General features: G+C 36.9%; 2 protein-coding genes. Both read left to right on the plus strand.

Going from position 1 to position 3,511, the window contains the following annotated elements; all coding sequences use genetic code 11:
• The coding region (locus tag HMPREF9171_RS0102450) for an InlB B-repeat-containing protein (RefSeq protein ID WP_001872159.1) at nt 1-3,352 on the plus strand (3,352 nt) is incomplete at its 5' end.
• A 40-nt stretch (nt 3,353-3,392) separates the two neighbouring features.
• The coding region (locus HMPREF9171_RS1000000113410) for a surface protein Spb1 (protein WP_079255210.1) at nt 3,393-3,511 on the plus strand (119 nt) is incomplete at its 3' end.

The raw sequence follows: 3,511 nt of genomic DNA on the forward strand, positions 1-3,511 counted from the left end.
TAAATTTGGTGAGCCAATAACTGTAACTGAGACAAAAGAAATTTATGTTCGTCCATTTATGAGTAAAGTGGCGACAGTAACTTTATATGATGATTCTGCTGGTAAAAGTATTTTGGAGCGTTATCAAGTACCATTGGATAGTTCAGGAAACGGAACCGCGGATCTAAGTTCATTTAAAGTTTCACCACCCACTTCAACATTGTTATTTGTAGGTTGGTCTAAAACTCAAAATGGAGCTCCACTTTCTGAATCAGAAATTCAAGCATTACCTGTATCTTCAGACATAAGTCTTTATCCTGTCTTTAAAGAATCGTACGGTGTTGAATTCAATACAGGCGACTTATCAACAGGAGTTACCTATATTGCACCTCGTCGTGTGTTAACAGACCAACCTGCTTCGACAATTAAGCCTAATGATCCAACAAGGCCAGGTTATACTTTTGCAGGGTGGTACACAGCTGCTAGTGGTGGGACAGCCTTTGATTTTAATCAAGTCTTGACCAAGGATACGACGCTATATGCACATTGGTCGCCCGCACAAACAACCTACACGATAAACTACTGGCAACAATCAGCAACGGATAATAAAAATGCTACTGATGCGCAAAAGACATATGAGTACGCAGGGCAAGTAACACGATCAGGCCTATCTTTATCTAATCAGACGCTAACACAACAAGATATTAATGCAAAATTGCCGACTGGCTTTAAAGTTAATAATACGAGGACAGAAACTTCTGTCATGATAAAAGACGATGGTTCAAGTGTTGTTAATGTTTATTATGATAGAAAACTCATCACAATAAAGTTTGCGAAATATAGCGGATATTCGTTATATAATTACTATTATAATTATAATTGGAATTCCGATGCTGATACTTACACAGGACTTTACGGTACAACCTTGGCCGCTAATGGTTATCAATGGAAGACGGGTGCATGGGGTTATTTAGCCAATGTTGGAAATAACCAAGTTGGAACCTATGGGATGAGTTATTTAGGTGAGTTCATTTTACCTAATGATACCGTTGATTCAGATGTTATCAAACTCTTTCCAAAAGGGAATATAGTTCAAACTTATCGGTTCTTCAAACAAGGTTTGGATGGCACTTATTCTTTAGCAGATACCGGTGGAGGTGCTGGGGCAGATGAATTTACCTTTACAGAAAAATATCTAGGGTTTAATGTTAAATATTATCAACGTTTATATCCTGATAATTACCTTTTTGATCAGTACGCAAGTCAAACGAGTGCAGGAGTAAAAGTTCCTATTTCAGATGAATACTATGATAGATATGGTGCCTACCACAAAGATTATTTGGACTTAGTGGTATGGTATGAACGTAATTCATACAAGATTAAATATTTAGACCCGCTTGATAATACAGAGCTTCCTAATTTTCCAGTAAAGGATGTTCTATATGAGCAAAATTTGTCCTCTTATGCCCCCGATACGGCAACGGCTCAACCTAAACCTAGTCGGCCAGGGTATGTTTGGGATGGTAAATGGTATAAAGACCAAGCACAAACACAAGTATTTGATTTTAACACGACTATGCCTCCTCATGATGTTAAAGTCTATGCAGGTTGGCAAAAGGTAACATATCGTGTCAATATTGATCCAAACGGAGGCCAATTATCAAAAACAGATGATACCTATTTAGACTTGCATTATGGTGATCGTATTCCGGATTATACAGATATTACAAGGGATTATATCCAAGATCCTTCAGGTACATATTATTATAAGTATGATTCACGAGATAAAGATCCCGACTCAACTAAAGATGCCTATTATACGACAGATAATAGTCTCTCAAATGTCGATACAACAACTAAGTACAAGTACGTAAAAGACGCTTACAAATTAGTCGGTTGGTATTATGTTAATCCAGATGGTAGTATTAGACCTTATAACTTTTCAGGTGCTGTAACTCAAGATATCAATTTAAGAGCTATTTGGCGAAAGGCTGGAGATTATCATATTATATACAGCAATGATGCTGTTGGTACAGATGGAAAACCAGCATTGGATGCTTCTGGTCAGCAATTACAAACAAGTAATGAGCCTACTGACCCTGATTCCTATGACGATGGCTCCCATTCAGCCTTACTGAGACGTCCGACAATGCCAGATGGCTATCGTTTCCGTGGCTGGTGGTACAATGGTAAAATTTATAACCCATATGATTCCATTGATATTGACGCCCATTTAGCAGATGCTAATAAAAATATCACCATAAAACCTGTCATTATTCCAGTAGGAGATATCAAATTAGAAGATACCTCCATCAAATATAATGGTAACGGTGGTACTAGAGTAGAAAATGGTAATGTGGTAACACAAGTAGAGACACCGCGTATGGAGTTGAATAGCACAACTACAATTCCTGAAAATCAATACTTTACAAGGACAGGTTACAACCTTATTGGTTGGCATCATGATAAGGATTTAGCTGATACAGGACGTGTGGAATTTACAGCAGGTCAATCAATAGGTATTGATAACAACCCTGATGCAACAAATACCTTATATGCTGTTTGGCAACCTAAAGAATACACCGTCAGAGTAAGTAAAACTGTCGTTGGACTAGATGAAGATAAGACGAAAGACTTCTTGTTTAATCCAAGTGAAACGTTGCAACAAGAGAATTTTCCGCTGAGAGATGGTCAGACTAAGGAATTTAAAGTACCTTATGGAACTTCTATATCAATAGATGAACAAGCCTACGATGAATTTAAAGTATCTGAGTCAATTACAGAAAAAAATCTAGCAACTGGTGAAGCTGATAAAACTTATGATGCTACCGGATTACAATCCCTTACAGTTTCAGGAGACGTAGATATTAGCTTTACCAATACACGTATCAAGCAAAAAGTACGACTACAGAAAGTTAATGTCGAAAATGATAATAATTTTTTAGCAGGTGCAGTTTTTGATATTTATGAATCAGATGCTAATGGGAATAAAGCTTCACATCCTATGTATTCAGGGCTGGTGACAAACGATAAAGGCTTGTTATTAGTGGATGCTAATAACTACCTCAGTTTGCCAGTAGGAAAATACTACCTAACAGAGACAAAGGCCCCTCCAGGGTACCTACTACCTAAAAATGATATGTCAGTATTAGTGATTTCTACGGGAGTTACCTTTGAACAAAATGGTAATAATGCGACACCAATAAAAGAGAATTTAGTAGATGGAAGTACAGTATATACTTTTAAAATTACTAACAGTAAAGGAACAGAATTGCCTAGTACTGGAGGTATTGGAACACACATTTATATCCTAGTTGGTTTAGCTTTAGCTCTACCATCAGGATTAATATTATACTATCGAAAAAAAATATGAATTAATCATTCATCAATATGATTTTAGGAGAAAGATTTCAATGAAAAAGAAAATGATTCAATCGCTGTTAGTGGCGAGTTTAGCATTTGGTATGGCTGTATCACCAGTTACGCCGATAGCTTTTGCCGCTGAGACAGGGACAATTACAGTTCAAGATAT

Source organism: Streptococcus agalactiae ATCC 13813 (assembly GCF_000186445.1).
Lineage (GTDB): Bacteria > Bacillota > Bacilli > Lactobacillales > Streptococcaceae > Streptococcus > Streptococcus agalactiae.